Here is a 22,815-nt window from a genome sequence, read left to right as displayed (position 1 = left end):
CCGTGTCGGCCCGTACCGTGCCCGAAGCCCCCCATCAACGCGACAACCCCGGCACCGCCGCCGGACCCGCCGGCCCCCGGGCCGCCGACTCGCCGGCCACCGGCCCCGGCGGCACTCCCGCCACTTCCGGCGCCCCTGCCACGCCCGCCGCCCCCGACGCGACCCCCGACCCCGGCCCGGACCCCGAGGCCCAGAGCGCCCCGCGCACCCGGGAGAGCCGGGGCGCGGACGCCAGGGCGCTGACCCAGGTGCTCTTCAAGGAGATCTCCACCCTGGAGCCCGGCACCCCCGAGCACGCCCGGGTGCGTGCCGCCCTGATCGAGGCCAATCTCCCGCTCGTGCGCTACGCGGCGGCCCGTTTCCGCAGCCGCAACGAGCCGATGGAGGACGTCGTCCAGGTCGGCACCATCGGGCTCATCAACGCCATCGACCGCTTCGACCCCGACCGCGGGGTGCAGTTCCCGACCTTCGCGATGCCGACCGTCGTGGGCGAGATCAAGCGCTACTTCCGCGACAACGTCCGCACCGTGCACGTGCCGCGCCGCCTCCACGAGCTGTGGGTGCAGGTCAACGGCGCCAGCGAGGACCTGACGGTGCTGCACGGCCGCTCCCCCACCACCGCCGAGATCGCCGAGCGGCTCAAGATCGGCGAGGACGAGGTGCTGGCGTGCATCGAAGCCGGCCGCTCGTACCACGCCACCTCGCTGGAAGCGGCGCAGGAGGGCGACGGGCTGCCCGGGCTGCTCGACCGGCTCGGTTACGAGGATCCGGCACTCGCCGGGGTGGAGCACCGGGATCTCGTGCGCCATCTGCTCGTGCAACTGCCGGAGCGCGAGCAGCGCATTCTGCTGCTGCGCTACTACAGCAATCTGACGCAGTCGCAGATCAGCGCCGAGCTGGGCGTCTCACAGATGCATGTGTCCCGGCTGCTCTCACGGAGCTTCGCCCGACTGCGATCCGCAAATCGAATCGACGCCTAACCCTTACGGGTGACACCTTCCTGCGGTGATGGGGCAGATATATCGACTTGACGCTACAGCGTGTTGCCGACATGTGACATTCTGCAGGAACTGCGTTTGCCACAGCGCGGCCTCCGGTATTCAGGTGGAGGTTGAACCCCTCGTCCGTACCCTCGGCAGGGGCACCGCTGTGACCCGTCCGCGACCTCAAGGGGGTGGCATGTCCGTAGACCTGGGCAGCGCGAAGGTGCTCGCCAATGACGCACCGCACGCCGTGCTCGACGACTGCGAAGCCATCGACACCCGCACCCTCTCCCGATCGCTCTTCCTGCGACTGGCCACTCTGGAGCGGGACAGCGCGGAGCGTACGTACGTCCGCGACACCCTGATCGAGCTCAACCTCCCCCTCGTGCGCTACGCGGCGGCTCGCTTCCGCAGCCGCAACGAGCCGATGGAGGACATCGTCCAGGTCGGCACGATCGGCCTGATCAAGGCGATCGACCGGTTCGACTGCGAACGGGGCGTGGAGTTCCCCACGTTCGCGATGCCGACCGTCGTGGGCGAGATCAAGCGCTTCTTCCGGGACACCAGCTGGTCCGTACGGGTGCCGCGCCGTCTGCAGGAGCTGCGGCTGGCCCTCACCAAGGCCAGTGACGAGCTCGCCCAGAAGCTGGACCGGTCGCCGACCGTTCCCGAACTGGCCCTGTGCCTCGGGGTGTCAGAGGAGGACGTCGTCGACGGTCTGGCCGTCGGCAACGCCTACACCGCCAGCTCGCTGGATTCCCCCTCCCCCGAGGACGACGGCGGCGAGGGCTCGCTCGCCGACCGCCTGGGCTACGAGGACACCGCGCTGGAGGGCGTGGAGTACCGCGAGTCGCTCAAGCCCCTGCTGGCCAAACTGCCGCCCCGTGAGCGGCAGATCATCATGTTGCGGTTCTTCGCCAATATGACCCAGTCACAGATCGGCGAGGAGGTCGGCATCTCGCAGATGCACGTCTCCCGGCTCCTCACGCGGACGCTGTCGCAGCTGCGCGAGGGACTCATCGCCGACTGACCCTGCCCTTCCGCTTCCCGGGCATGTACTCCTGACGGTACGTCAGCCACACTGAGCCGATGCGACGGAAGACGATCGTCTCCGCTTCGGCTGCCGCGCGCTGGCTGGCGGGCCTCGGCTGCCTGGGAGCGCTTCTCACGGGTTGCGGCGGTAGTGACCGCGACGGCTATGTCGCGACGGGGGCCGCCGGGCCCGGCACGTCCCGCTCCGGGGTCGTGCCGCCGACGGGTGGCGTGCGGCTGATGCCGCTGGACGGCGAGACGGGCAAGCCGTCGTCCCACGGTCCGCGCCGAAACCCTTCCGGAACGCCGGGTTCTCCGGCTTCACCGACTTCACCGCAGAAGACATCCCGGGCCGCGCCCTCGGTCAGTACGGCCGGCTCCTACAGCCCCGGCAGCCGCATCGATACGGGCGGGACCTGGCCCGGCCCGACGACGGCCCCGGGCACTCCCGGCGGTACGGGCCCCACGTCCCCCGCGACCCCTTCGAGCGCTCCGCCGACGTCCCATCCGCGCCCCTCGCCCTCCAGCGGCACCCCGACCGGCACTCCGGCGGTGCTCGACATCGGCACCCCGCGCCGCGAGCCGGACGACGAACGCCGCTGGTGCGAGAAGGTGACCGTGACCTTCACCAACACCGGCGGACGGCCCGTGACGGGCGGCACGGTCACCTTCGGCACCCACATCATCGGCCCGCTCGGCACCGACTGGGTGACGCTCACATCGTCGGAGCCACTGCCCGTGCCGATCGATCCCGGGCACGTACGGGAGAAGACCTGGACGGTGTGCGTCGATGCCTGGCGGGTGCCGCCGGGCATGCACGTCGAGACCCGGGACGTCTCGGTGAAGTGGACGTGAGCCACGGCGGGTTCGCCCCGTCGGCAGCCTCGTCCTGACGCGGGCTCAGCTGAGCGCGAGCCAGGCCACCCCGGCCACGACCGCGATCGCGACGATCACACCGACGATGACGCCGACGCCCGGTCCGGAGCGCCGGGCGGCGGCGGGCGCGGCGGCACGGCCGCCGGACTGGCCCTCGTCGACGAAGGCACGGAACATCTGGGTGCTGCCCGCGGGGTCGTAATTGCCCTCGGGGCCCTGCTGACGGTGGTTGGCCATAGGCCAGGACCCTAGCGAAACGGTTGCGCTACGCGCGCGCGGGGTGGGGTCCGGTGGCTCATCGGCTGCCGACCGCTTTTGCCGCCTGCTGCGGCGAACGCCCTGTCGGCGCGTCCTCAAGCGCCGGACGGGCTGGTTTGACCCCCCTTTGCCGTCGCCACAGGCGCGCATAACCCGGAGACGGGGAACCCTTGGGGTGAGCTTTACCCGAATCGACCCTATTTCATTTGCCTGCGGCAACCAACCACCTCTATCGTTGCCTTAAGCAACCGATGGCAGCGAGGGGTCGATGGCCGCACAGGAGCAGTACGAGGAGCTCGCCCGGCAGCTCGGCGCCGTCGGGGCGGTGAAGCGCGATCTGGCGCGGGTGCTTCCGCACGACTGTTCGCCCGCTTCGGCCATCGTGCTCACCCTGCTCCACCGGTACGGCGAGATGCGGATGAGCAAGCTCGCCGAGCTGCTCGCCATCGACATGTCGGTGACCAGTCGGCACGTGTCCTACGCGGCCGAGCGCGGCTGGATCGACCGGCAGCCGGACCCCGCCGACAAGCGGTCCCGGCTGCTGCGGCTGCTCCCCGCCGGGGAGGCGCTGCTGGAAGAGGTGTCCGCGCGGTACACCCAAGCGCTCGCCACCTGCCTGGAGGACTGGTCCGACGACGACGTCGGCCGTCTCGTGGAGCTGCTCGGACGTCTGCGCCGGAGCTTCGGCGACTGCCGGGCGCGCGCTCCCCAGCACGCGCTCGCGCCGCACCCGGCCGACTCCCTCACCCGTACGTCCGCGTAACCCGCACCACCCGCACCACCCGCACCACCCGCAGACAGAGAAAAGGAAGTTCATGGCTAAGACCACACCAGCCGGTGTGCGGGGCGGCCACGCCAAGCCCGGGGACCCGCAGGGCTCCGACGCCCCCATGACCCATCGGCAGATCATGGAGGCGCTGTCCGGGCTGCTGCTCGGCATGTTCGTCGCGATCCTGTCGTCGACGATCGTCTCCAACGCCCTGCCCGAGATCATCTCCGACCTCCACGGCAGCCAGTCCTCTTACACCTGGGTCGTCACGGCATCGCTCCTCGCGATGACCGCGTCCACCCCGCTGTGGGGCAAGCTCTCCGATCTCTTCAGCAAGAAGCTGCTGGTCCAGATAGCCCTGGTCGTCTACGTCCTGGGCTCGGCCGCCGCCGGTCTGTCGCAGAACAGCGGCATGCTCATCGCCTGCCGTGTGGTCCAGGGCATCGGCGTCGGCGGTCTGTCGGCCCTGGCCCAGATCGTCATGGCCGCGATGATCTCCCCGCGTGACCGCGGGCGCTACAGCGGCTACCTCGGCGCGACCTTCGCCGTCGCGACCGTCGGCGGCCCGCTGCTCGGCGGTGTCATCACGGACACCAGCTGGCTCGGCTGGCGCTGGTGCTTCTACGTGGGTGTGCCGTTCGCGGTCATCGCGCTGATCGTCCTGCAGAAGACCCTGAAGCTGCCGGTGGTGAAGCGGAACGTCAAGGTCGACTGGCTGGGCGCGTTCTTCATCAGCGCCGCCGTCACGCTGCTGCTGGTCTGGGTGACGCTGGCCGGGAAGAACTACGACTGGATCTCGTGGCAGACCTACGCCATGGTCGGCGGCTCGGTGCTGCTGGGCGCGGTCTTCGTGTACGTCGAGTCCAAGGCGGCCGAGCCGATCATCCCGCTGCGGCTCTTCCGCAACAAGACGATCACCCTGTCCTCCCTCGCGAGCCTCTTCGTCGGTATCGCGATGTTCAGCGGCACGGTCTTCTTCTCCCAGTACTTCCAGCTGGCGCGCGGCGAGTCGCCGACGATGTCCGGTGTGATGACGATCCCGATGATCGGCGGTCTGTTCATCTCGTCGACCGTCTCCGGGCAGATCATCACCAAGACCGGCCGCTGGAAGAACTGGGTCGTCGTCGGTGGCGTGCTGCTCACCGCGGGTCTCGGGCTGCTCGGCACGATGCGGTACGACACCCCGTACTGGCACCTGGCCGCCTACATGGTCCTCATGGGTCTCGGCATCGGCATGATGATGCAGAACCTCGTGCTCGCCGCCCAGAACCAGGTGGCTCCCGAGGACCTCGGCGCCGCCAGCTCCGTCGTCACCTTCTTCCGGTCGCTCGGTGGCGCGGTGGGCGTCTCGGCGCTCGGCGCGGTGCTCGGCAACCGGGTCACGGATTACGTCAAGGACGGCATGGCCGCGCTCGGCCCCAAGGCCGCCGCGGCGATGGGCCACGGCGGTACGGGCGGCGGGGGCATCCCCGACCTCGACAAGCTCCCGCCCCCGGTCCGCACGGTGATCGAGAGCGCCTACGGGCACGGTGTCGGCGACGTCTTCCTCTACGCCGCGCCCTGCGCCCTGCTGGCCTTCATCCTGACCCTCTTCATCAAGGAGGTCGCGCTCAAGAGCCGGCCCGGCGGGCACCCGTCGGCCGAGTCGGCACCGGCCGACGCCGCGCCCGCGACGGCGGCGGCGGTCCGCGACTGACAGACCCCGGCGGAGGGGGCGCGGTTCGAGCGGAGACGCGCCCCCGGACGCCGGCACCGGGACCTGAACGGCATTGACGGTCCCGGAAGACGGGCCCCGGTGGGGGACGTGCGCACAGGCAGGGGACGGCCTGCACGCCACCTACCGGGGCCCCTCGGCGTATGTGGCAGCTTTTTGGCTACCGGCCCGTTCTACTCACTGCGCCGACAGGCGCCACCCGCCTGGCCGGCGGACCATCGGCTACCGGCCCGCTTGGCCCACTGCGCCGACAGGCGCCCTGCGGGCGCGTCCTCAAACGCCGGACGGGCTGGAAGCACCTGCCCGGTCGCTCATGGCACCTGCCCGGTCGCTCATGACCTCGATGCCCGCGATGACCGTGTCCAGGGCGAAGCCGAAGTCCCGCTCCCGTGCCTCGGCGAGCGTCGTCCCGGCCTTCTCCTCGCTCATCGCCATCGCCTCGGGGTGCTGCTCCGCGAAGTCCGAGCGGTCCTTCGCAGCGGTGATGACCTCGCGGTAGTACTCGTCCTCGGTCAGCCCCGCGCCCCGGCAGCGCTCCTTGAACTGCCCCTCGACGGTGCTGAAGCCGTAGACGAACTGGAAGACCGCCGACAGGGCCCCGGTCATGCCCTCCTTCGGCACCCCACTGTTCCGCATCACGGCGAGGATGGCATCGGAGAAGGCCATCGAGCGCGGGCCGATGTTGAGGTAGCGGCCCAGCAGCGAAGGCATCCACGGGTGGGCGACGAGCATGTTGCGGTACTCGACGGCCAGCGCGCGCAGCTGATCGCGCCAGTCCCCGCCCGCGGCGGCCGGGTCGGGGACGACCATCTCGCCGCACACCTCGTCGAGGGCGAACTCGAGAAGGTCGTCCTTGCTGTCGACGTACCAATAGACCGACATCGCGGTCACGTCCAGCTCGTCCGCCAGCCGCCGCATGGAGAACTTGGCCAGCCCGTCGGCGTCCAGCAGCCGGACCGTGGCCTCCACGATCCGCTGCCGGTCGAGCGCCCCGGGCCGCTGCTCCTGGCCCTCGCCCTGCTTGCGCTCCGCCTGCTCCGCCTTGCGCTTCGGGGCCGGCTCCGCCGCCAGCCACACACTGGCCCGGAGGCTTCCGGCGCGCTTCCCGCTCGTCATGACGCGCTCTCCTTTTCCTGCGCCGGTGGTACGTAACCGATGCTATGCCCAGGCCAGGGGCCCGGGCCGCGACCGCAGCGGTGGGCTACACCGCCGCGCCCGCCCCGGTCGCTGCGGCGTCCGGCGCGGCCCGCTCGGCCCGGCGCAGCAGCACCGCCGCGACGATGCCGCCCGCGAGCACCGCGGCCGCGCCGACCAGCTGGCTGGTCTGCACCCCGCTGGCGAAGGCGTCCTCGACCGCGGTCCGCTCCGCGTCCGTACGGGCCGAGGCCAGCGCGGCGGGCAGCGAGCCCGCCCCGGCGGCGACGGCCGGCACGAGGGCCGCGAAGCGCGAGTTGAGGACCGCGCCGAGCACCGCGACGCCCAGGCCGTTGCCGCACTCCTGGAGCGTGCCGTTGACGCCCGCGCCGACGCCCGCCTTCTCCGGCGGGATCGCGGACATGATCGCGTTTGCCATGGCGGGCATCGAAAACGCGATGCCGGTACCCATCATGACCAGGCCGAGCAGCATGCCCCCGTAGCCGTGCGCGCCGAGGACCGCGATGGCCGCGAGCCCGGCGGCCAGCATGCTCATGCCGCCGATGATCAGCGTGGGGGTGCCCAGCTTGGGCAGCAGCCGGGCACCGACGCCGGTGAGGTTGAGGGCGACGATGACCAGCGCCAGCGGCGACATCCGCAGGCCCGTGGCCAAGGGGTCGTAGCCGAGGACGAGTTGCAGGTGCTGGGTGAGCAGGAAGAGCGAGCCGCCCATGCCGAAGGCGACGAGGATGCCGCCCGCGACGGCACCCACGAAGCGGCGGTTGCGGAAGAAGTGCATGTCCAGCATGGGGAAGGGGACGCGCCGCTCCCACAGGGCGAAGAGCGCGAGCGCGATCACGCCGATGCCCGCCGAGAGCAGCACCCGCCCGGACGTCCAGCCGTGCTCCGGGCCGGAGATGATCGCGAAGACGACGCAGGTCATGCCGATGGTGGAGAGCAGGGCACCGAGCAGGTCCGGACGGTCCCCGGTGGGGTTCTTGGACTCCGGTACGAGCTTGAGCACGGCGACGAGTCCGAGGAGGGCCACCGGCACATTGATCAGGAAGATCGAGCCCCACCAGAAGTGGTTGAGCATCGCGCCGCCGACGAGCGGCCCGGCGGCGAAGCCGAGCGAACTCACCGCGCCCCACAGGCCGATGGCCTTGGCGCGCTCGTCCTCGTCGAAGACCTGGACGATGACGGCCAGCGTGGTGGTCATCAGCAGCGCGCCGCCGACACCCATGCCCGCGCGGGCGGCGATCAGCTGGCCGGTGGTCTCGGCCAGCCCGGCGAGCAGCGAGCCGATGCCGAAGAGCCCGAGGCCGAGCGCGAGCAGCTTCTTGCGCCCGTAGCGGTCGGCGGCGCTGCCCGCGGTGAGCAGCAGACCGGCCTGGACCAGCGAGTAGGCGTTGATCATCCATTGGATGTCGGAGGTCGCGGCGCCCATCTCCTCGGTGAGGGAGGGGATCGCGACGTTCAGGACGGTGTTGTCGAGGAGGACGGTGAGCTGGGCGAGGCAGATGACGCCGAGAATCACCCAACGGGTGGGATGACGCTGCGGTTTCCGGTCTCCGGCGTCGCGCTGGGCGGCGGTCGTCGCCGTCATGACGGGCTCCCTTGGTGCAGTGTGCGACTAGATGCGTCGTACACCGTACAAGAGCCGTTCTACGCCGTACAACGGCTTATTTCCGTGGAGTCCCGGCGAGTGGGGTCGCGGGCTTGATCAGATAACCGACGCCGCGCCTCGTGTGGATCATCGGCTCCCGGCCGGCGTCGATCTTCCGACGCAGATAGGAGATGTACAGCTCCACGACATTGGCCCGGCCGCCGAACTCGTAGGACCACACCCGGTCGAGGATCTGCGGCTTGCTGAGCACCCGTCGCGGGTTGCGCATCAGGAAGCGGAGCAGCTCGAACTCGGTGGCTGTCAGCCGGATCTCCGTGCCGCCCCGGGTCACCTCGTGACTGTCCTCGTCCAGCACCAGGTCCCCGACGGTCAGCACGGAATCGCTCCGCGGCGCGGCGGCCCGCGACCGGCGGAGCAGTCCGCGCAGCCGGCCGACGACGTCCTCCAGGCCGAACGGCTTGGTGACGTAGTCGTCGCCGCCCGCCGTGAGCCCGGCGACGCGGTCCGCGGAACCCTTCGCCGTCAGGAAGAGCACGGGCAGGTCGGGGTGTTCGCGGCGCAGCCGCCCCAGGAGGGACAGCCCGTCGGCGTCGGGCGGCATCGCGTCCAGCACGACGGCGTCCGGCCGGAACTCCCGGGCGCGGCGCAGCGCCGTCGCCCCGTCGGCCGCCGTCCGCACGTCCCAGCCCTCGTAGCGCAGGGCCATGGTCAGCAGCTCCGTCAGCGGCGCCTCGTCGTCGACGACCAGCACCCGTACGGCACTTCCGTCGTCGTGCGTCAGCTCGGCCCGCCCGTGGGGTGTGGTGGTGGTCATGGTCCCGAGGGTGGTCCCGGCCCGTGAGAGGCCCCTTTCCGTCCTCTGTGAATCGTCTGAGAATCCCGGGAATAACCGGATGACACCTCCGGTTGAGGGGCGCATGGCACTCACGACAGATCTTGGCAGGATCGGCATCTGGAGCACCGCGCTCCGCTCGGACGACGCGGAGAAGTCCGCCGAAGTACGCGAGACGGCGGCCGAGTTGGACGAGCTGGGCTACGGCACCATCTGGCTCGGCGGCAACGCCCGTGTGGACGAGGCGGCGCAACTGCTGGCGGCCACGAAGCGGGTGGGCGTCGGCACCAGCATCCTGTCGATCTGGCAGCACGAGGCGGCCGACGTCGCCGCGCAGTACGCGGCGCTCGCCCCCGCCGACCGGGAGCGCTTCGTCCTCGGTCTGGGTGTCAGCCACGGTCACATGGTCGACGGGTACCAGAAGCCGTACTCCGCGATGAAGGAGTACCTGGAGGCGCTGGACGCCGCCCCCGTGCCGCTGCCCGCCGGGCGGCGCATGCTGGCGGCCCTCGGGCCGAAGATGGTCCGCCTCGCCCGCGACCGCGCGGCGGGCGCCCTGCCGTATCTCGTCACCGCCGAGCACACCGCCCGGGCCCGCGAGGCCCTGGGCGAGGGCGTGCTCCTCGCGCCGGAGCTGAAGGTGGTCCTCGACGACGACCTCGCCCGCGCCCGCGAGACCGCCCGCGGCTATCTCGCCTACTACCTGCCGATGCCCAACTACACGAACAACCTGCTGCGGCTCGGCTTCACCGAGGAGGACTTCGAGGGCAACGGCAGCGACCGGCTGCTCGACGCGGTCTTCGCCCTCGGCGACGCCGCGGCGGTACGGGCGAAGGTGGACGACTTCCTGTCAGCCGGCGCCGACCACCTCGCCGTCCAGGTCGTCCGCCCCGAGTCCCAGGGCGGCATGACCACCCTGCCGCGCCCCGAGTGGCGAACCCTCGCGGAGGCGCTGCCGCTAGGCCGCTAGGGCCTGGCCGGCGGGATGCTCGCTGCCCGGAGCGGGCTCGATGCGCAGCCGTATCAGCCAAATCAAGCCCGTCCGGCGTTTGAGGACGCGCCCGCAGGGCGCCACCGCCGGCCTGGCCGGCGGCTTGCCCGCTGTCCGGAGGACCGGGTGCGCACATCAGCCACACCCAGCCCGTCCGGCGCTTGAGGACGCGCCCGCAGGGCGCTACCGCCGCAGGCGCCGGCCGGGCAGCGGCAAAGGCGCCGGCCGGGCAGCGGCAACAGGCCCTAGGAGCCACCCGCCCGCCGCAGGCGACCCGGCAGAGCGAAGAGCCGCGCAGCGTTGTCGTGGCACACGCCGCGCAACCAGCCGTCGTCCTGGCCCAGACCGGCCAGGACGTCGAGCGCGTGCGCGTAGCCGTAGGGGATGTTGGGGAAGTCGCTGCCGAAGAGGATCCGGTCGCCGAGCGCCGCCAGCCTCGGCCGCTCGGCGGGCGGGAAGGGCGCGGTGCTCTCGGAGAAGTCCGTGAACGCCATCGTCGTGTCGAGGTGGACGCCCTCGTACCGCTCGGCCAGGTCCAGGAAGTCCGTGTACTCCGGCATCCCCATGTGCGCGATCACCAGCCGCAGCCGCGGATGCCGGGCCAGCAGCCGCGCCACGGGCTCCGGCCCGGTGTACGGGCCGGGCACCGGGCCCGAGCCGCAGTGCGTGACCACGGGCGTCCCGGCGTCGGCGATCATTCCCCAGACGTCGTCCAGCAGCGGATCGCCCGGGTCGTACGCACCCACTTGCACATGCGACTTGAAGATCCGCGCGCCCGCGTCCAGGGCCTCGGCCGTGTAGCGGCCGGCGCCCGGCTCGGGGAAGAACGTCGCAGTGTGCAGACAGTCGGGGACGCGGGCCGCGAAGTCCGCCGCCCAGCCGTTCAGCCAGGCGGCCATGCCCGGCTTGTGCGGGTAGATCATCGAGGTGAAGGCCCGTACGCCGAAGCCGCGCAGCACCGCGAGCCGCTCGCTCTCCGCGTGCCGGTAGGCGATGGGCCAGGGGCGGTCGACGAGCGGGCCGGCGGCGTCGAAGTAGGCCCATACCTTCGCCAGCACCCGCTCGGGCATGAAGTGCGTATGGACGTCGATCAGACCCGGCAGTCCCAGCTCCCGCCAGAAGCGGGCCACCTGCTCGTCACCGACCGGGCCCTCGCGCGCGGTATCCGCCACATCCACTCCGGCCGCCCCCGTCTGTCCCCGGAAATGCCACAGGTCCGACACCCTGAGGTGCCGGACCTGTGATCAAAGTAGCGGGGACAGGATTTGAACCTGCGACCTCTGGGTTATGAGCCCAGCGAGCTACCGAGCTGCTCCACCCCGCGACGGTCGAAAGACCGGATCCAACAAGTGGGTACCGGTCCCTCGGCTGTGCGCTCGGCAGGATTCGAACCTGCAACCTCTTGATCCGTAGTCAAGTGCTCTATCCGTTAAGCTACGAGCGCTCGGCTTCCCGGCGGTTTTTCTTGCCGGTCGGCGTTGCGTGGACAACATTACATGAACTGCGCCGGGACGTGAAATCCATTCCCTTCACCCCGCCTGACCTGCACAAACGCCCTTGGAAGCACCTTCTGGAGGCGCCCGGCGAGGGGCCGGGGCGGGGAGCGCGCGGGCCCCACGAAGCGATGATCCGTACGAAGACTTCCCCGCGATCCGTACAAAGGATCCGTACGCAGACTTCCCCGTCGTCCACGCGCGCGTACGCAAGAGCCCCGGCCGTCTCTTCCGAGACGACCGGGGCTCTTGAAGCGAGCGGAGGCTCCGGGATTTGAACCCGGGATGGGGGGTTACCCCAAACCGCATTAGCAGTGCGGCGCCATAGACCAGACTAGGCGAAGCCTCCAGCACACCCCGCGCATGCGTGAGGTGGTGCGTGCCGATGATGACACAGCCCAGCGGCTCGCCACCAATCGTGGTCCACGGTACCGGGCTTCCCGACTCCTGGGCAAAGCAATTCCCCCTGGCAATTTCCCCTTCTTCCTCTCCCCCGTCACTTGGTGCCCTTTCGTGCGCAACGCCCGGCCCTCCGGCGCGTTAGTCAGGTGAAGGGCCCGGCGAACCACGCCGCGGCCCCAGCCCGTCCGTACCTCTGGAGTACCGCGATGCCGCTCCGCCGTCTCACCCTCGCCGCCGTCGCCGCGCTGGCCCCGGCTCTCTTCGCCGCCCCCGCCGTGGCCGCCCCCATGCCGCTGCCCCTCCCCTACGAGCACGGCGACCACCTCACCGTCACGGTGACCGACAGCGGCTCCTTCGACGGCACGTACGAGCTTTACTGCCACCCCGCGGGCGGCACGCACCCGCGCGCGAAGAAGGCGTGCGCCCAGCTCGACGGGCAGACCCGGTGGGGCAAGGACACCTTCGCGCCCGTATCCCCCGACGCGATGTGCACGATGATCTACGGGGGCGACCAGAAGGCGCGGGTGACCGGCACCTGGGCGGGACGTCCGGTAGATGCCAGATTCAACCGGACGAACGGGTGCGAAATCGCCCGGTGGAACAAGTTCTCCGAGCTGCTCGGCGACCCCGGGAGCACCCCCAAGGACTGACACGGGGGGCATGTCGGGCCTGCGCCGAGACGCCCCGGAGGTGCCCCGCGACGTATCCCACCGCACCCGCCATCCGCCGTCGCGCCCGCCTCCACAGCCCGTAGACTCCCCTCAGTGACACGCCAGCGGGCAGCGCCGAGCCGCCCGGAGCGGGTCGGCAAGGTGCGGTAACCCAGGGAGGAAGCGTCGTCGTGAGCAGCAGGCCATCCCGAGGCGCTGCTCGCCTCGCAGCCATACTCGACGCCCTGCCCGACGCCCTGTTGCTCGTCAACTGCAACGGCACGGTCGTCAACGCCAACCACATCGCGCTCGAGACCTTCGAGGTGCCCGGCACCGGGCTCGTCGGGCGCGGACTGCTCTCCCTGCTGCCGGAATTCGACTCCCGGCGCATCCCCGGCTCGATGCGGCTGCCGGACACCGCCGACGCGCGCACCAAGCCGACCCGGATGGTCGCGCACCGCACGGACGGCACGGAGTTCCCCGTCGAGGTCACCAGCGCCAACCTCGAGGACGGCCGCACCCCGTACGCGGACCACGCCAGTTACACGGGCGACGAGCTGCTGATGATCGTCGTGCGGGACCTGACCGGCACGGTGGACACCGAGGCCGAACTGGCCCGGCAGCAGCGCCAGACCGAGATGATCCTGCGCGCGGCCGCCGAGGGCGTCGTCGGCGTCGACACCGCCGGCAAGGTCGTCCTCGTCAATCCCTCCGCCGCGCAGATCCTCGGCTACCGCGCCAGCGACCTCGGCGGCCAGGAGCTGCACCCCCTGATCCAGCACTCCCGCGCGGACGGCACCCCCTTCCCGTACGAGGAGTCGCCGATCTCCGACACGCTGCGCTCCGGGCGCAAGCACCGGGTGCGCGGGCAGGTGCTGTGGGCCAAGGACGGGCGCTCGGTGCCCGTCGACCTCACCACGGCGCCCGTGCGGGACGGCGAGCAGCTCGTCGGCGCGGTGATGACGTTCACCGACCGCCGCGCGTACGACGCCCTCGCCGCCCGCCACGCGCAGCTCCTGGCGGTGCTGGGCGACTCGCTGCGCGGCCCGCTGGAGCGGCTGCGCGGCGAGCTGGGCACGCTGGCCGCCGATCCCGCCGGACAGCTGTGGCCCGAGGCCAATCAGATCCTGCATCATCTGTCCGCCGGATACGCGCGGATGGCGACGCTTGTCGACAATGTCCTGGCCTATCAGGAGTTGGACGCGGGCGAGAGCAAGCTCGTGCGGGAGAAGGTCGCGCTCGACACGGTCGTGGCGGCGGGCGTCGAGGGTGCGATCGAGCTGATCGGTCCGGGGCGCGCGCAGTTCGCGGTGCACGCGCCGCCGATCGAGGCGGAGGTCGACGCGGAGCGGTTCGCGCAGGCGCTCGCGCACCTCATCGCGGACGTGGCGGGTGTCGACGCGACGGGCGGCACGACCGGTCCGGCCGGCGATTCCACGATCGTGGTGGCTGCGGCGCAGCGCGGCGAGGTCGTCCGCGTCGAGGTCCGGGGGCCGTTCCCCGGCGGCGACCCGGTCCACACCCCCCTGGTCGAGGGCATCGTGCGCCGCCACGGCGGCGTGCTGCAGACCCACGAGGTGCCGGGTGCGGCGGGCGGGCACGCGTACGTCCTGGAGGTGCCGGTCTCCGCGGAGGGCGGCCCGGTGCCGGAGCCCACGGAGCGGTCCACGGCCGGGGACACGCAGAACGCGACGACGGTCATGCCGCTGCCCGCGCAGCGCGCGCGGGGCACGGCGGAGGCTCCCGCCGAGGAGGCCGCTTCCGACCGGCCTTCCGGGCGGCGGGCCCGCCGGGACACGGCCGCGCCCGCGACGGACGGCCGGGGCCAGTCGCGGACCGACGCGTTCCTGGCTCCCGCCGAGAAGCCCGGAGAGCCCGCGGAGCCGCAAGGAGGCGGCGAGCCGGCCGCCCAGCAGCCCACCGGGCGGCGGCGGGCGCGGCGCAGCTCCGAGGAGGAGCAGCCGCCCCTGGCGGCGGACGCCGAGGCGCAGCAAGCCGCGCGGGCCAACCGGCACGGCCGCGGCGGCGGTTCGGAAGCGGCGGACCAGGGCACCGACGGTGCCGGGCTGGTGCCCCCGCAGGCGACGGCGCCGACCGGGCGCCGGGCCCGGCGGGAGCCCGCGCAGGCCCCGCAGGCCTCGCAGGCCGAGGGGCCCCGGACGGCGTTCGCGCTGCCGCCCGCCGAGGCCGACCGGACGCCCGAGGCCGAGCACCCGGACGGTTCCGGCGCGGCCGGCGCCCCCACGGGCCGTCGTGCCCGCCGTGCCCTCGCGGAGGCCCCGAACCGCCCGATCCCCGGCCAGACGAGCGCCGAACCGGACGCCCCGCGCCCCGCGTTCGCCCTCCCCCCGGCCGACGCCGACCGCAAGCCCGTTCCGGGGCAGGAAGCCCACGCCGACGCGCGTCGGAGGATCGGGAACGGGCCGGACGCCCACGCCGAGCCGCACGCGGGCCCCGGCGGCTCTCCCCGGGCCGACGCGGCGCCCGGCACCGGGCCGCGCCCGGGCGGCCCGGCTCCTCACACCGCCCCGGACGGTTCCCGGCTCCCGAACACCACGGCCGGTGCCGCCTCTTCTCCGGGCGGACCGTTCGCCATGGGCGGGGCGCCCGGTCAGACCGACCCGGCGGACACCGGCGAAAGCACGGCGCCCCGCCCCGGCCAGGGCAGCCCGGCTCCGGTCGGACCCGTGCCGTTCGGCCTCGCGGGCATCGCGGGCGTCGCCCCGGCACGCCCGTCCGAGCCGGCCCGGGGCGTGGCGGGCGCACCGGGGGACTCCAGGCCTCCGCGACGCCCCGGCACCACGGCACCCGGCGGCCCGCCCGCCACGGGTGCGGCCGGCCGCCCGGCGCAGCCGCACGGGGCGGCACCTGACGCGTCCGAGGCGGGCACGCCTTCCCGGCCCCCCGCCGGGCCGACCGCCCCGCAGGGGACCGCGGGCCCCGGCGGGCCCGTCCCCTTCGGCCTCGGCGGCATCGCCTCGACGCACGCCCCCGCACCCACACCGGGCGCGCGCCCGCAGGGGGCGGCACCTGACGCACCGGGGGCGGGCACGCCCTCCCGACCCCCCGCCGGCCCGAATGCCCCACAGGGCGCCGCGGGACCCGACGGCCCCGCCCCCTTCGGTGGCGCGGGCGTCCCCTCGACGCGCGCCCCCGGAACAGCGCCGGGCGCGCCCACGCCCCCGCAGCGTCCCGGCACCGCGGCGGCGCCCACCGGTCCCGCACCGTTCGCCCTCCCGGGCGCGAACACCGCGCCCCCGCAAGGGGCAACGCCTGACGCGGCCGGGACGGGCACGCCCTCCCAGCCCCGCACCACCCCGCAGGGCCCCGACGGGCCCGCACCGTTCGCCTTCGCGGGCGCCAACGCCCCGCATCCGCGCGGGACGACGCCCGACGTGGCCGCCCCGCAAGGTGTTGCCCGCACCGAGGCTGCCGCTTCTCCCGCGGGGCCCGGCGCGAACACCACCGGTCCGGCCCCGGCCGGGCCCCCGCCGTTCGCCCGCCCGGGCACGGCCGCACCCGCACCGACCGGCCCCGTCCCGTACGGCCCGGCCACCCCGCCGGACGCGCCAACAGCCGCGCCCGGCACGGACGGACCGGCGGCAGCCGCCGGTCCCCCGCCGTTCGCCCCTCCGGGCGCGGAGGTGCCGGGCGCGCCCGCACCCGGCCCGGACGCCACGACAGCCGACCCGCAGGCCGTCGCCGACGCGACGCCGCCCACCGGCCGCCGGCGCGCGCGGCGTGCGCTCGCCGAGGAGCCGGGGGCGGCCCAGCAGGCGCAGCAAGCGCCCGGCGGGGGGTTCAGCGTGCGGACGCTGGGGCAGGGCGTGCCGTTCGGCGGGACGCCCGCCGCGGGGACGCCCGTCGGAGGGTCCGGGCGGCGGCGCAAGCTCGGGAATCCGGCCGAAGGCGAGCGGGAGCCCGCGCAGGCCGACGCGCAGGGCGCTCCGGCGCCCGCCGCGCGGCCACGGCTGCGCGACGCCTCCGAAGGCCGTGCCTTCGCCATAGGAGCACCGGACGAGGGCGCCGCCGAGGGCCCCGAGCCGCTCGACGGGCCCAACGGCGCCGTGGAGGTCACCGGGGCCGCACCGGCCGGACGGCCGCCGATGGACGACGAGTTGCCGCCGGAGCCGCTGGACAACCCGCGGCGCCTCCTCGTGTGGCCGGCGCCCGACGACTCGACGCAGGCGGCGCTGACCGAGCGCGGCTACCGCCCGGTGATCGTGCAATCGCGCGAGGAGGTGGACGCGCAGATCGCGGCGTACCCGGCCGCGCTGTTCGTCGACCCGCTGACCGGGCCGATCACCCGTACCGCACTGCAGTCGCTGCGCGAGGCCGCCGTGGCGGCCGAGGTGCCGGTGCTGGTGACAGCGGGGCTCGGGCAGGCCACGGCGGAGGCGGCGTACGGGGCCGACCCGGCCGTCCTGCTGAAGGCGCTGACCCCGCGCGACAGCGAGATGCACCCACCGCGCGTGCTGCTCATCGAGGAGCACGAGCCGATCGCCGACGCCCTGACGGCGACGCTGGAGCGGCGCGGCATGCAGGTGGCGCGGGCGGCGACGGACGCGGACGCGGTGGCGCTCGCGGCACAGACGCACCCGAATCTGGTGGTCATGGACCTGATGCAGGTGCGGCGCCGCCGCGCGGGCATCGTCGACTGGCTGCGCGGCAACGGCCTGCTGAACCGCACCCCGCTCGTCGTCTACACCTCCGCCGACACCGACCCGGCCCAACTGTCGAGGCTGGCCTCGGGCGAGACGGTCCTCTTCCTCGCGGAGCGGTCGACGAGCACGGAGGTGCAGGGGCGCATCGTGGATCTGCTGGCGAAGATAGGGACCAACTGACGGACGGCCCCGGCCCCGGTGCCGGGGCCGTTCGCACGACACCGGGCCCGCCTCCCCCGTATCGATCGCGCCAACGAGCCGTGGCCGACAGCATGCCGTCTGGACTCGCGAGCCTCACATTCCCGCAGGTCAGCGGTCGTTTACTGGCATCCGCCCGGTCCCGGCGCAGGTCATCTGCCGGCCCACTGACCGATGCGATGACAGATTCCCGAATCAGCCGTTCTCCGTAGCGTCGAATCTCGCCAGGCCGACCCCGATCGGCGAGGACGACGGAGGAGAGACGTCATGAGTGACCGCACCTACGACACGATCATCGTCGGCGGCGGTTCCGCCGGAGCCGTGCTCGCCACTCGTCTCTCCGAGGACCCCTCCCGGGTCGTCCTGCTCCTGGAGGCCGGTCCCGTGTACGGGCCGCACGCCTACCCCGAGGCCGTCGCCTCCAGCAATGTCTTCGGCGGTGCCACCGGTCACGACTGGGGCTATCGCTCCGAACCCGGCTTCATCGGCCACTGCATCGACGCCTCCCGGGGCAAGGTGCTGGGCGGCAGCTCCGCGACGGGCGGCGCGGTCGCCGTCCGCGCGCTGCCCTCGGACTTCGCCCGCTGGTCCGCGGCCGGGCTCAAGGGCTGGTCGTACGAGGACGTGCTGCCCGCCTTCATCGCCCTGGAGTCCACGGACAGCGGCGACGAGGCGCTCCACGGCCGCACCGGCCCGCTGCCGGTCGAGCAGTTCGGTCTCGACGACGTCAGCCCCATGCAGCGCGCCTTCATGGAGGCGGCCCGGTCGGTGGGCATCCGGGCCTGCCACGACTTCAACGGCGCGGACCCCGAGGGCGTCGGCCCGTATCCGATGAACGTGCGCGACGGGGTGCGCGTCAACACCGGCATGGCCTATCTGACGCCGGTGGTCCGCTCCCGGGGCAATCTGATCGTCCGGGGTGAGTCCCTCGTGGACCGGGTCCTCTTCCAGGGCTCCCGGGCGCGGGGCGTCGTCCTCGCCGACGGCACGGAGCTGCGCGCCCCGGAGGTGATCCTCTCGGCGGGTACGTACGGCAGCGCCGCCATCCTGCTGCGCTCGGGCATCGGTCCGGCGGACGATCTGGCCGCGCTCGGCATCCCGCTCGTCGCCGATCTGCCCGTGGGACGGCGTCTGCAGGACCACCCCTTCTCCGGCAACGCCTACGCCGCCGACCCGGAGAGGTTCGGGGCGAGCATCCCCGTGATCGGCGCGAAGGTGTGGACGGCGAGTTCCGAGGCGGGCGGCGGGGAGTTGGATCTGCACATCACCGCGACGCACCTGTACGACCACGACCAGAGCCCGACGGGCATCGGCTTCGTCCTCGCCGTGGCGCTCGTACGGCCCGAATCCCGGGGGACGTTGACGATCGACAGCCGCGACCCCGGGGCTGCGCCGCGCATCGACCTCAACTTCCTCGCCGAGCCCGCCGACCGCCGGCGGCTGCTGGAGGGGGTGCGGCTCGCCCGCCGGATCGGGGCGGCGGAGCCGCTCGCCGGGCTGATCACCGAGGAGATCAGCCCCGGTGCGGGCGCCCGGGGTGACGAGGAGATCGAACGGTCGGTCATCGCGACCCTCGACACGTACCACCACCCCACCTCGACCGCCCCGATGGGCGCCGACGACGACCCGACCGCCGTCACCGACCGGCTCGGGGCGGTGCGCGAGGTCGAGGGGCTACGGGTGGTGGACGCGTCGATCTTCCCGGACGTGCCCTCGGCCGCCACCAACCTCACGGTGATCGCCGCGGCGGAGCACATCGCCCGCCAGATCTGATCCGTACACCTCCACAGACCCCGCGCCCGGCCGACCCCCGCGGCAGGCGGCGCGGCGAACGGCAGGGGCCCTGGGCACATCGGTAACCCAGGGCCCCTGCCCACACCACCTGCTAGCCGAGGACGGTGACGTCCAACTTCCCGTCGGCGTACTGCTTGCGCAGTACCTTCTTGTCGAACTTGCCCACCGATGTCTTCGGCACCGAGGGGACCAGCGCCCAGCGCTCCGGGAGCTGCCACCGCGCGACTCGCTCGCCGAGGAAGGTCCGCAGCGCGGCGTACTCGACGGCCGAGCCGTCCTTCAACACCACGGCGGCCAGCGGGCGTTCGCCCCACTTCTCGTCCGGGACGGCCACGACGGCGGCTTCGGCGACCTCCGGGTGGGCCATCAGATGGTTCTCCAACTCGACCGAGGAGATCCATTCGCCGCCCGACTTGATGACGTCCTTCGCCCGGTCGGTGAGGGTCAGGAAGCCGTCGGGGGTCATCGTGCCGACGTCGCCCGTGCGGAGCCAGCCGTCGGGGCTGAACTTGTCGTCGGGGCGGAAGGGCTCGTTCGCCGCGCCACCGTAGTAGGAGCCGGCGATCCAGGGGCCGCGGACCTCCAGCTCACCGGCCGACGTGCCGTCCCACGGCAGGTACTCGCCGCCGGGCCCTGCCAGCCGGAACTCCACCGAGGCGGGCAGCCGGCCCTGGGTGACGCGGTAGGGCCACGCCTCCTCCTCGCTCAGCCCGGCCGGCGGGCGGGCGACGGAGCCCAGCGGCGAGGTCTCGGTCATGCCCCAGGCCTGGATGAGCCGCATCCCGTGCCGCTCCTCGAACGCCTTCATCAGGGAGGGCGGACAGGCGGAACCACCGCTGATCACAGTGTGCAGGGAGGAGACATCCTGCTGGTTGGTGTCGAGTTCGGCGAGCAGCCCCTGCCAGATGGTGGGGACGCCGGCGGTGACCGTGGGGCGCTCGCTCTGGATCATCGCGGCGAGCGGCGCGGGCTGCAGGAAACGGTCGGGCATCAGCAGCGAGGTGCCCGCCATGAACGCGGCGTAGGGCAGCCCCCACGCGTTGACGTGGAACATCGGCACGACCGGCAGACATATCTCGGCCGGGGTCAGCCCGAAGGACGCGGCGGCGTTGACCTCCATGGCGTGGAGGTAGATCGACCGGTGGCTGTAGAGGACGCCCTTGGGCTCGCCCGTCGTCCCGGAGGTGTAGCAGAGGGCGGCGGCCTGCCGCTCGTCCAGCTCCGGCCAGTCGTAGCCCTCGGTGGGGCGGCCCGCGATCAGCTCGTCGTAGTCGTGCACGCGGGGGCGGCAGCCCTCCAGCGCGGACCGGTCGCCCGGGCCCGAGACGACGACGTGCTCGACGGAGTCGAGGTGCGGCAGCAGGGGTGCCAGCAGCGGCAGCAGCGTGCCGTTGACGATCACGACCCGGTCGGCGGCGTGCCGCACGATCCAGACCAGCTGCTCGGGAGGCAGCCGCAGGTTCAGGGTGTGCAGGATCGCGCCCATGGCGGGGATCGCGAGATACGCCTCAAGGTGATCGCTGTTGTTCCACATGAGGGTCGCGACCCGCTCGTCGGCCGTCACCCCCAGCTCGTCGCGGAGGGCGTGGGCGAGCTGCGAGGACCGATCGCCGACCTCTCGGAAGGTACGGCGGTGCGGCTCGCCGTCCCCGGTCCAGGTCGTGACCTTCGCGTCCCCGTGCACGAGCGCACCGTGGACGAGAATGCGGGTCACTGTCAGCGGTACGTCCTGCATCGTGCTCAGCACCGGGGGCCTCCCGAAAGACCGGGTTACGGACGGGTATTTGTCCGCTGATTGTGCTGTGGTGTCTCCCGGTAAGTCACTACCTGCGGGGTGACGGACGCATCACGCCGCATGGGCCAGTTCGGGGTCCTCGCGCAGCTTGCCGAGGGCGCGCGAGACGGCGCTCTTGACGGTGCCGACGGAGACGCCGAGCAGCTCGGCGGTCTGCACCTCGGTGAGGTCCTCGTAGTACCTGAGGACGACCATGGCCCGCTGCCGCTCCGGCAGCCGGCGCACCGCGCGCCACATGGCGTCGCGCAGCACCTGCTGCTCGGCGGGGTCGGCCTGGGGGGCCGCCTCGCGCTCGGGAAGCTCCTCGCAGGGGTACTCGTCGACCCGGCGTTTGCGCCACTGCGAGGTGCGGGTGTTGACCAGCGCCCGGCGTACGTAGCCGTCGAGGGCCCGGTGGTCCTCGATGCGTTCCCAGGCCAGATACGTCTTGGTGAGAGCCGTCTGCAGCAGGTCCTCGGCATCGCACGGGTTCGAGGTGAGCGCGCGGGCGGTGCGCTGGAGGACCGGTCCACGCGCCCGTACGTACGACGAGAACGACGGGTACACGGCGGTGGATGCGCTGGTGCACACGGACGTGTTCATGTCTTCAACGCTAGGAGTGCGCCCGTCCGCGCGGATCGGCCGCAGGTGCCGAAGAACGGTCAGCCTCAGGTCGTAGTGGTGGGGCTGTCCCCACCTCCTGGAGGGGGATGGGGGTCAGGGTCGGTATTGGGGTACGTCACGGAGCGAATGACCTCATCTGATGATGGCGACGGGTGCGTCGATCTGATTCCGGTCGATGGTCAGCGTGCGGCCGCCGTACGTCTCGGTGACGTTTCCCGCGTACTGGTGGATGCGCCGGTGCGGGGTCCAGGCCCGGGATCCCAGGTTCGGCTCTCCGGCGGTCGAGGGGGAGCCGCCCCAGCGGGCGAACCACATCACCTCCGGCAGGGAGGTGCGCCCGTCCCGCCGCGCGAGGTCCATGTGCCGTACGCCCGCGTTGGCGCTGCTGTAGAAGCCGGCGATGTAGCCCAGGTGGTCGACCGCGCGGGTCCAGCCGCGGATGAAGGACAGGGTGACCCGGGCGCAGTCGGCGTCGCGGTAGTTGTAGGCCTCCATGTCGAGGTAGAGGGGGCTGTGGCGGCCGATGCCGTAGGCGGCGGCCCGGCGCACGGCGTCCTCGCCCTCCTCGATGCCCTGGTCCCACGGCTCGTCGGCGCTGATCGCGTAGCCCCGCTTGTGGACGGCGGAGGCGCACGGGGACTGGGAGCCGACGTAGACGGGCAGGACCCGCCAGCCCAGGTCCTTGGCGCCGGTCAGCCACCTCCGGCTGAGATAGCGCTGGTTCGGGCAGGCGCGGGCACGGCCCCCGAAGTAGACGCCCACCGCCGCGTAGGGGGAGCTCTGCCAGGCGCTGAGGGTGTTCAGTGACGGGGCCTGGCAGGCATCGATGCCCTTGCCACGGAAGATCACCGCCCCCTCGTTCCGGGGGTCGCCGCGATCGCCCGCCGACGCCGGTCCGGCCCCGCCGACCACCTGGGCCGCCGCCGCCGTCAGGGCGACGAGATATCCGATGATCTTTCTTCGTCGGTCCATAACCGCGAGTGAAGGTGCCCGGCTCCGG

Annotated in this window: 17 protein-coding genes and 3 tRNA genes; 9 read left to right on the top strand and 11 right to left on the bottom strand. The window is 72.7% G+C overall.

Translation table 11 applies throughout. The annotated features are described in order from the left end of the window. Window positions 1-2: 2 nt before the first annotated feature. The 3 genes from AB8O64_RS19140 to AB8O64_RS19130 all read left to right on the top strand — a co-directional run bounded on the left by AB8O64_RS19140 (window position 3) and on the right by AB8O64_RS19130 (window position 2,870). Window positions 3-980, top strand: a complete 978-nt coding sequence (locus AB8O64_RS19140) for an RNA polymerase sigma factor SigF (RefSeq protein ID WP_370420194.1) — start codon at window positions 3-5, stop codon at window positions 978-980. Window positions 981-1,179: 199 nt separating this feature from the next. Beyond that, the gene (locus tag AB8O64_RS19135) at window positions 1,180-2,013 is read left to right on the top strand and encodes an RNA polymerase sigma factor SigF (RefSeq protein ID WP_130878431.1); all 834 of its coding nucleotides are present in this window, start codon (window positions 1,180-1,182) and stop codon (window positions 2,011-2,013) included. Between the two features lie 59 nt (window positions 2,014-2,072). After that, entirely contained in the window at window positions 2,073-2,870 is a 798-nt protein-coding gene (locus AB8O64_RS19130; protein ID WP_370420192.1) for a hypothetical protein, read from the top strand. Window positions 2,871-2,915: 45 nt separating this feature from the next. On the opposite strand, the gene AB8O64_RS19125 is transcribed toward AB8O64_RS19130, so the two are convergent. Continuing rightward, window positions 2,916-3,128 (bottom strand): hypothetical protein, encoded by a 213-nt coding sequence (locus tag AB8O64_RS19125; RefSeq protein ID WP_130878433.1) that lies wholly within the window; start codon window positions 3,126-3,128, stop codon window positions 2,916-2,918. Window positions 3,129-3,417: 289 nt separating this feature from the next. Here AB8O64_RS19125 and AB8O64_RS19120 point away from each other — a divergent pair, with 289 nt between their 5' ends. Then, entirely contained in the window at window positions 3,418-3,912 is a 495-nt protein-coding gene (locus tag AB8O64_RS19120; protein WP_370420189.1) for a MarR family winged helix-turn-helix transcriptional regulator, read from the top strand. 52 nt (window positions 3,913-3,964) lie between these two features. Then, complete coding sequence (locus AB8O64_RS19115) at window positions 3,965-5,614, top strand: MDR family MFS transporter (RefSeq protein ID WP_370420188.1); 1,650 nt, start codon at window positions 3,965-3,967, stop codon at window positions 5,612-5,614. A gap of 291 nt (window positions 5,615-5,905) precedes the next feature. Here the strand turns inward: AB8O64_RS19115 and AB8O64_RS19110 are convergent, their stop codons facing one another. The 3 genes from AB8O64_RS19110 to AB8O64_RS19100 all read right to left on the bottom strand — a co-directional run bounded on the left by AB8O64_RS19110 (window position 5,906) and on the right by AB8O64_RS19100 (window position 9,207). Then, the gene (locus tag AB8O64_RS19110; RefSeq protein ID WP_370420187.1) at window positions 5,906-6,748 is read right to left on the bottom strand and encodes a TetR/AcrR family transcriptional regulator; all 843 of its coding nucleotides are present in this window, start codon (window positions 6,746-6,748) and stop codon (window positions 5,906-5,908) included. 85 nt (window positions 6,749-6,833) lie between these two features. Further along, window positions 6,834-8,372 (bottom strand): MFS transporter, encoded by a 1,539-nt coding sequence (locus AB8O64_RS19105; RefSeq protein WP_370420186.1) that lies wholly within the window; start codon window positions 8,370-8,372, stop codon window positions 6,834-6,836. A gap of 76 nt (window positions 8,373-8,448) precedes the next feature. Next, on the bottom strand, window positions 8,449-9,207 hold the full coding sequence (locus AB8O64_RS19100; RefSeq protein WP_370420184.1) for a response regulator transcription factor: 759 nt from the start codon (window positions 9,205-9,207) through the stop codon (window positions 8,449-8,451). A gap of 103 nt (window positions 9,208-9,310) precedes the next feature. Between AB8O64_RS19100 and AB8O64_RS19095 the strand changes: the two genes are divergently transcribed. After that, window positions 9,311-10,195 (top strand): LLM class F420-dependent oxidoreductase, encoded by an 885-nt coding sequence (locus AB8O64_RS19095; protein ID WP_370420183.1) that lies wholly within the window; start codon window positions 9,311-9,313, stop codon window positions 10,193-10,195. A gap of 266 nt (window positions 10,196-10,461) precedes the next feature. Here the strand turns inward: AB8O64_RS19095 and AB8O64_RS19090 are convergent, their stop codons facing one another. From AB8O64_RS19090 to AB8O64_RS19075, 4 genes are all read right to left on the bottom strand, one after another. Then, window positions 10,462-11,388: an amidohydrolase family protein gene (locus AB8O64_RS19090; protein ID WP_370420181.1), complete on the bottom strand. Its 927-nt coding sequence runs from the start codon at window positions 11,386-11,388 to the stop codon at window positions 10,462-10,464. Between the two features lie 78 nt (window positions 11,389-11,466). After that, window positions 11,467-11,540: transfer RNA gene (locus tag AB8O64_RS19085), tRNA-Met, on the bottom strand. A 47-nt stretch (window positions 11,541-11,587) separates the two neighbouring features. Beyond that, window positions 11,588-11,660: transfer RNA gene (locus AB8O64_RS19080), tRNA-Arg, on the bottom strand. Window positions 11,661-11,968: 308 nt separating this feature from the next. Beyond that, window positions 11,969-12,058: transfer RNA gene (locus AB8O64_RS19075), tRNA-Ser, on the bottom strand. Window positions 12,059-12,317: 259 nt separating this feature from the next. Here AB8O64_RS19075 and AB8O64_RS19070 point away from each other — a divergent pair. The 3 genes from AB8O64_RS19070 (at window position 12,318) to AB8O64_RS19060 (ending at window position 19,396) form a co-directional block, all read left to right on the top strand. Beyond that, window positions 12,318-12,761, top strand: coding sequence for an SSI family serine proteinase inhibitor (locus AB8O64_RS19070; RefSeq protein WP_370420179.1), 444 nt, complete (start codon window positions 12,318-12,320; stop codon window positions 12,759-12,761). Between the two features lie 191 nt (window positions 12,762-12,952). Next, on the top strand, window positions 12,953-17,605 hold the full coding sequence (locus tag AB8O64_RS19065; protein WP_370420177.1) for a PAS domain-containing protein: 4,653 nt from the start codon (window positions 12,953-12,955) through the stop codon (window positions 17,603-17,605). 285 nt (window positions 17,606-17,890) lie between these two features. Further along, window positions 17,891-19,396: a GMC family oxidoreductase gene (locus AB8O64_RS19060; protein ID WP_370420175.1), complete on the top strand. Its 1,506-nt coding sequence runs from the start codon at window positions 17,891-17,893 to the stop codon at window positions 19,394-19,396. A gap of 112 nt (window positions 19,397-19,508) precedes the next feature. On the opposite strand, the gene AB8O64_RS19055 is transcribed toward AB8O64_RS19060, so the two are convergent. The 3 genes from AB8O64_RS19055 to AB8O64_RS19045 form a co-directional block, all read right to left on the bottom strand. Then, a complete protein-coding gene (locus AB8O64_RS19055) occupies window positions 19,509-21,164 on the bottom strand; it encodes a long-chain fatty acid--CoA ligase (RefSeq protein WP_370420174.1) in 1,656 nt (551 codons plus the stop codon). Window positions 21,165-21,263: 99 nt separating this feature from the next. After that, a complete protein-coding gene (locus AB8O64_RS19050; RefSeq protein WP_356458530.1) occupies window positions 21,264-21,794 on the bottom strand; it encodes a SigE family RNA polymerase sigma factor in 531 nt (176 codons plus the stop codon). A 153-nt stretch (window positions 21,795-21,947) separates the two neighbouring features. Continuing rightward, window positions 21,948-22,787, bottom strand: coding sequence for a DUF1906 domain-containing protein (locus AB8O64_RS19045; protein ID WP_370420172.1), 840 nt, complete (start codon window positions 22,785-22,787; stop codon window positions 21,948-21,950). Window positions 22,788-22,815 lie beyond the last annotated feature (28 nt).

Source organism: Streptomyces sp. QH1-20 (genome assembly GCF_041283565.1).
Taxonomy (GTDB): domain Bacteria; phylum Actinomycetota; class Actinomycetes; order Streptomycetales; family Streptomycetaceae; genus Streptomyces; species Streptomyces syringius.
The sequence above is the reverse complement of the archived record's forward strand: the minus strand, read 5'-3'. Positions and strand labels throughout refer to the sequence as shown.